The 5,305-nt window shown below is 60.9% G+C and carries 7 protein-coding genes; 5 read left to right on the forward strand and 2 right to left on the reverse strand.

Features of this window, described 5'->3' with window-relative positions; genetic code table 11:
- Window positions 1-186 precede the first annotated feature (186 nt).
- From ABB22_RS17185 to ABB22_RS19070, 5 genes are all read left to right on the forward strand, one after another.
- Window positions 187-1,290, forward strand: a complete 1,104-nt coding sequence (locus ABB22_RS17185; RefSeq protein ID WP_057505429.1) for a site-specific integrase — start codon at window positions 187-189, stop codon at window positions 1,288-1,290.
- 339 nt (window positions 1,291-1,629) lie between these two features.
- Window positions 1,630-1,785 carry a hypothetical protein gene (locus tag ABB22_RS18455; RefSeq protein WP_161809378.1) on the forward strand — a complete coding sequence of 52 codons (156 nt, stop codon included), beginning with the start codon at window positions 1,630-1,632 and terminating at the stop codon, window positions 1,783-1,785.
- A gap of 46 nt (window positions 1,786-1,831) precedes the next feature.
- Window positions 1,832-2,386 carry a hypothetical protein gene (locus ABB22_RS18310; RefSeq protein ID WP_152984246.1) on the forward strand — a complete coding sequence of 185 codons (555 nt, stop codon included), beginning with the start codon at window positions 1,832-1,834 and terminating at the stop codon, window positions 2,384-2,386.
- Complete coding sequence (locus ABB22_RS17195) at window positions 2,376-2,723, forward strand: Aca2/YdiL-like domain-containing protein (RefSeq protein WP_082592199.1); 348 nt, start codon at window positions 2,376-2,378, stop codon at window positions 2,721-2,723. Before ABB22_RS18310 ends, ABB22_RS17195 begins: the two co-directional genes overlap by 11 nt.
- Window positions 2,724-2,801: 78 nt before the next feature.
- Entirely contained in the window at window positions 2,802-3,086 is a 285-nt protein-coding gene (locus ABB22_RS19070; protein WP_425477822.1) for an HNH endonuclease, read from the forward strand.
- Between the two features lie 778 nt (window positions 3,087-3,864).
- On the opposite strand, the gene ABB22_RS18315 is transcribed toward ABB22_RS19070, so the two are convergent.
- Together ABB22_RS18315 and ABB22_RS18460 are read right to left on the reverse strand one after the other, a co-directional pair.
- Entirely contained in the window at window positions 3,865-4,188 is a 324-nt protein-coding gene (locus tag ABB22_RS18315; protein WP_152984247.1) for a hypothetical protein, read from the reverse strand.
- On the reverse strand, window positions 4,185-5,305 hold a 1,121-nt coding region (locus ABB22_RS18460), incomplete at its 5' end, for a hypothetical protein (RefSeq protein WP_161809379.1). The genes ABB22_RS18460 and ABB22_RS18315, both read right to left, overlap by 4 nt.

Raw genomic sequence — 5,305 nt, forward strand, 5'->3', positions numbered from 1 at the left:
TCCGTCCAGTCCATCATCGGCGCAACGCACAGCCTCAAATCACCACTTTCCAAGGATTTCATCAACTTATCAGCACCATAGGCCTCACGGCCATTCCTGAAACAACCTGCAATTTCCTAGCCTTTCCCTACTCCGTGTACCATCAACGTACAGACCAAGACGTGGTACAGCAGGAGTTGGTACACCATGGCGACCTTCCAGACCCGGGAGGGCCGGACGCGCGCCATTGTGCGCCGGAAAGGCCACCCGACGCGTTCCAAGACGTTTCCTACGAAGACCGCGGCCAGAGTGTGGGCCGACCGGATCGAGCGCGAGATGGCGGACCTGGAGGCGCGCGGCGGCAAGCCCGGAGAGGACATCACCATTGGCGGCCTGATCGACTGGCGTACCGAGGTGCTCGGCGGCATCAAGGCCGTGTCCAAGACCCAAGCCGGCAACATGACCCGGCTCCGCGAGAGCCTCGGCGACATCCCCGCCCGCAGCCTGACCGCAAACCATGTGATCGAGCATGCGCAGCGCCGAATCCAAGGCACCCACATGCGTGCCGACGGGGTAATTATCCCAGCTTGCACGGCCGCGACCATGAACGTCGAACTCGGCTACCTGTCCGAGTTGCTGAAACTGGCCGGGCCAATGAAGGGGCTGGCGCTGGCGACCGACCCGGTTGCAGACGCCCGGCCTGCGCTGCGGCTGCTCAAGCTGGTCGGCAAGTCCAAGCGGCGCGACCGACGGCCAACCGGCGAAGAATTGCGTCGGTTGAAGGAGCGCTTCCAGGCCAATGCCTGGCGCGCGGAGATTCCCATGGCCGACATCGTAGAGTTCGCGGTGCTGACGGCGAAGCGTGAGAGCGAGATCACCCGCCTGCTGTGGTCGGACATCGATCCAGCGACACGCACGGCTCTCCTGCGCGACGCGAAGCACCCACGGAAGAAGATGGGGAACCACAAGCGATTTGCCCTGCTGGGCGAGGCGTGGGACATCGTGCAGCGGCAGCCGCGGAAGGAGGGCGAGGATCGGATCTTCCCCTACAACTCAAGCTCGGTCGGTACCGCCTTCACCCGCGCGTGCGCGGCGCTGCGCATCGAAGACCTGCATTTCCACGACCTGCGCCACGAAGCCACCAGCCGACTGTTCGAGGCCGGCTATGACATCCCCGAGGTGGCATCGGTGACGCTGCACGAGTCCTGGAACGATTTGAAGCGGTACACGCACCTGCGCCCGGAGACGCTGCATCGGGATGACCACGCTCCGGCTACGCCACCTCGTCAGGAGTCCAGCGCGCAGCCATAACCCGAAAGCGTGCCGCTTCGGTGCGCAGCCTGGTAGCGCCGCGCTCCCGCTGCCGCATGGCCCGCCAGTCTCCTGACCTATCCGCGACTAGAGAGCGCGCCTGCTGCTCAAGAGCTTCCGCCCGGCGGGCAGCCCACCGGGCCTTTCCTGGGTTCTTCATGCGGGCATGGTGCGGCGGGGCTTTCGCACCAGCCGCGACGTAGAACCTGACTCGTTCAGAAAATTCCCAATCCACGCAGTTGACTTGTTCGTGATTGCGAACTAATCTAACCCCACTGAGTCGCAACGACCCAGCCGGCTACGAAATCGTTCGAGCCGACCCTTCAAGAGGATTCCCGCATGTACACGATCAAGACCATCCGCGAAGCCAACAAGATCGCCGCCAGCCTGGGGCTGACCCGCGGCAAGGGCACCTACAACGGCGCCGCGTATTGGACCAATGCCCTGGGTCAGATCGTGACTCGTGAGCGCCTGGCCGAACTGGCTGGCTACTGATCGATCTTGAGACCACGCTCCGGCGTGGTCTCTTTAAGGAGCACGGATGGCAAAGCGAAAGCCCTGGACCGAGGAAGAGGAATCCCTGCTCGGTACGGACACTGACGCCGCTGTTGCTGAAATTCTGGGCCGCAACAAACCACAGATATCAGCTCGTCGCCTGAAGCTGGGAATACCAGCATTCTGCGTAGAGAAGTCGGTGCAGATCGCGTGGACGGAAGATGAGATAAGCCTCCTTGGAACTGACTCTGACGAAGAGGTTGCTCGTCAGCTAGGAAGGACACGGTTCTCTGTGATGGCCGCACGGCAGAGGCTTGGCATTGCCGCTTCGGAGGTTCGCTCAAACTTCAGCATCAGCATCCCGCCATGGGATGCATGTGCCGCGATGCCGCAGGATAAATTCTTCAAGACAATCATCGCCGCCATGACAGAGTTCACCGGACGGCGCGTCACACATAAGGCTCTCGCCGACAAGTGCTACTACAGCTTGTCGCGTGTACAGAAGTGGGCTACGGCCGGCACGGCGCAAGAACCTCTATCACTGGCGATTCGCCACCACTTTTGGCTAGCAGCGAAGGACACCAAGAAGCATGAACAATAAGGAACTGCAGGCAGCACGGAAGCTGCTGATGCTCGAAGCGTCCGAGGCGGCAGAATTCATCGGTAACGTCTCGGTGCGCAGTTGGCAATACTGGGAGACCGGTCAGCGCACTATCCCGGCCGACGTAATCGACCGCATGGGCGATCTCCTGAGGATGCGCGGCGACATGATTCGGGAGATAGAAAGCACAGCCCCGAGCGGGCAACTGCAACTTCGCTACTTCGGCTCGCTCGGCGAGTTTAAAAGCGCCCACGCTGATGGAACCGTGCTTGGTTGGCGCCTTCATCAATCCGCCGTGGCGCACTTCGTTGGCAGCGGGCGAGCAGAGTTGGCGTAGGCGAACGTCGGGGAGTTCAATCTAATGAGCGTCAAAGCGAGCACTTTCAACAAGAAGGCACGCCGGCACGCCGCCGACATGCATACCCGAAAAAATCGCGCACACTCGTTCCGGTGTCACTACTGCGGAGCGCAACTCACTCAGGAAGCGGTGACGCGCGAACACATACGCCCGCTATCTAAGGGCGGTGACGACAGCTCAACGAATATCGTATTCGCGTGTCGTTGCTGCAACCTTCAGCGCGGCAACTCGGACTATGATCTGTTCAAGGAATATATGCTCCCTGTGAAGCGGGCACGGGCTGCGGGGCTCCCTATTCCGGCGCTTCCGCCGTATGTAAGCCCGGCGCGGGGCGGCAAGTGAACCCGTGCCCAATCTGCGGGCAGCACATTCCAGATCGACCGCGAGGCAGTAGGCACGGCCACCCGCCAAAAACTTGCAGCGAAGCTTGCCGGAAAGAACGCGCCCGAAGGGTTGAGCGAGCGAGGTATCACGCCGTCAAGCACACCGACAGCTGGAAATCCACGCGCGTCGAATATCTCCGAAATCTACGCGCCAAGCTCGACACCGATCCCGAGTTCGCGGCGGTATTCCGCGCGCACGATGCCGAACGCCTCCGGCAGTGGCGGAGGAAGTTGCGAGAATCCGACCCTGCTGGACATGCAGAAACAAAGGTCAAACAGCGCGCAAGAATGGCCGCCTGGAGGCAGCGCATTGTGAGCGATCCCGAAGCGTGGGAGGCCCACAAGGCGAAGTGCAGGGCGTGGTACGCACAACTCAGTGAAAGCGAGCGGGAGCGCATCTATTACACCCCTCGTAGGGCACGAAAGGCCGAACGTACCGAACAGCCGTGAGCGTGGCGCCAGCTGCCCGCGCGTCCGTGCGCAGGCAAGGCGAGCTTGATTTGGATATAAGCCAGCTCCCGGCCCTCTTGGGGAGTAGGAACCGGGCCGGCGCGGGGAAGGCGCCGTTGCTGGCCGCCAGCATTCGGGAGTGCTGCCTAGGCTGCGATAGCCGGCGCCGACTGCTGGCAGATTGAGCATGGCAGCGTCGCGTGGTCGGTACTGTCGGGGATCAACGCAGCCGTGTGTAGGGGAATGCCTATGGCCAGCCGGCCTCCACGTCGTATGCCTGCGCCCGGTCACTCCCTGTGATACTTCCCCAGAACAACATGCAGCACCTCATGCCCGAGCGTGCAGGTGGCTGCATCATCAACCGTTCGCGGTGGTATCGTGTACACGACATGCCGACCATCCGAAGTGATACCAGCGAAGCCTTCAAGCCGCTGACCTTGTTCCAGCCGCATACCGTTTGACTGGTATGCGTGAAGGAGCCCTTGACGATCCACCACGCGCCACTCGATTGCTGGGAGCTGTACGCGCTCGCCGGGGTGCGGTGAGTTTTCGATTTTCTCCCCGCATGCAGTGAGCGCTGTAGCGAGAATTGCGGCGGCTAGGAGTTTCATGGCTGCTCCACGGATGTGACGCTGAGGGTTTGTCTGGAAATCGTGTATGTCGGCGATCCTGCATTTGCTTCGTATGTGAAGGTTCCAGTTCCGACAAGCGTGTCGCTGTAAGTCAACGACGCGCTGCTTGACCAGTTGAAATCCTGCTCCCACCCGCCACCCGGAAGGTTCGGGTTAGATGCGTCTGCCGGTATATAAACTTCTCGCGTGACTGAAGCTCCGTGTGACACTGGAACCGATGCAACCTGAGTGTATCCGCCGCCGGCATATGCCCGCTTCAATGTCACTGTCTTTGCAGGCTCAGAGATCGTTGGCGGCGGTGGCGGGCCAGCAGACTCAGGGCGACCGGGATAATACTGTGTATATGTTGGCGAGTTAGCAGTGTAACCGACAGTCACAACCTTGGTCTTGCCGTTTGTGCTGAACGGGCCGACCGTAATCGTCGGGTTTGCGGTCAGGACAGTTGTTTGTGCCGCGTTCTTCAACACACCAGCAGAGAGCGCGCCGCCCCAATATGCGTTGCCGCTCTGATCCATCCACATGATTGCATTAGATTTGCTGGCGTTCGCGACACCCACGTTCGGCCCGAAGTAGTCCATCAAATCATTGTTTGCGCCGAACCCGTTACCAATGATGCGCTGAGAGCTTCCCTTCCAGACTCGGATATATCCGTTCTGAATCTCCATGCCGTCTGCGCCCGCAGGCGACAGAAGCCGGAACACATGGGCCATCACGTTGAACTCGGCGATGATGCCGTTGTTGATCGACTGCACGCCACTGATGACGTTGCCAGCGGTCAGGTATACACCCCATGTGGCTTTCGCCTGCGCCACGCCCTGTTCGTTGACATCCACACGAGCAGTCAAGTCGGTCACCGCACTCGCTGTAGTGCCGATACGCATGTCGCCAGCACCTTGCCACGAGAATCCAGTCCAGCGGCGAAGGCGATTGTTGTCCGCCGTGTTGATCCAAAGATCACCTTCGACCAGCGGCCTTTCAGTCGTTCCAACAGGCTCCGTGGCCTGCATGTACGTCGTGTTCTTTCCTGCGGCTGTCGCCGAAACAGCGGTGATCGCCTGCCCCTGCGACGTGATCTTGTCGCCCTGCTGGGTGACGG

It is taken from the genome of Stenotrophomonas nitritireducens (assembly GCF_001431425.1).
GTDB lineage: Bacteria > Pseudomonadota > Gammaproteobacteria > Xanthomonadales > Xanthomonadaceae > Stenotrophomonas > Stenotrophomonas nitritireducens.

Coding starts and splice junctions, on each gene's coding strand:
- ABB22_RS17185 (WP_057505429.1), top strand. CDS start 187: ATGGCGACCTTCCAGACCCGGGAGGGCCGGACGCGCGCCATTGTGCGC.
- ABB22_RS18310 (WP_152984246.1), top strand. CDS start 1,832: ATGGCAAAGCGAAAGCCCTGGACCGAGGAAGAGGAATCCCTGCTCGGT.
- ABB22_RS18455 (WP_161809378.1), top strand. CDS start 1,630: ATGTACACGATCAAGACCATCCGCGAAGCCAACAAGATCGCCGCCAGC.
- ABB22_RS19070 (WP_425477822.1), top strand. CDS start 2,802: ATGCATACCCGAAAAAATCGCGCACACTCGTTCCGGTGTCACTACTGC.
- ABB22_RS17195 (WP_082592199.1), top strand. CDS start 2,376: ATGAACAATAAGGAACTGCAGGCAGCACGGAAGCTGCTGATGCTCGAA.
- ABB22_RS18315 (WP_152984247.1), bottom strand. CDS start 4,188: ATGAAACTCCTAGCCGCCGCAATTCTCGCTACAGCGCTCACTGCATGC.